1 protein-coding gene is annotated in these 331 nt (G+C 68.6%); it reads left to right on the forward strand.

Annotated elements, in window-relative coordinates; translation table 11 throughout:
* Window positions 1-54: 54 nt before the first annotated feature.
* Window positions 55-331: hypothetical protein (locus tag EN824_RS34000; RefSeq protein ID WP_210236389.1), on the forward strand; the 277-nt coding region annotated here is incomplete at its 3' end.

The following is a 331-nucleotide window of genomic DNA, read 5'->3' on the forward strand; positions in this document are numbered from 1 at the left end:
GCGGCGTCTGACGCACGACGGCTTGCTCGCAGCGGGCTACGGGGAGATAACGAAATGAAATCGAGTCAACAGAAGTTCGGCAAGGACAGCGCCCTACGCGCCGCGCTGCTGACCACGGCGGCATGTATGGCGCTGCTCGCGGCACGCGGCTTGTATGCGCAGGAAGCGCCGGAGAACACGAGAGCCGCCGCGATGCCTCTGCCGCACGGCCCCGTGCAGATGACCATCAGCATGAATGCCGCACCGCCACAGCCCGCGAGCGCCATGCAAAGCGCCGCCGCACGCGGCCCCGCTTGCACGCGCACGCAGAGCGACCAGCGCACGGTGGTGG

The sequence above is a fragment of the Mesorhizobium sp. M8A.F.Ca.ET.181.01.1.1 genome, from assembly GCF_004792025.1.
Lineage (GTDB): Bacteria > Pseudomonadota > Alphaproteobacteria > Rhizobiales > Rhizobiaceae > Mesorhizobium.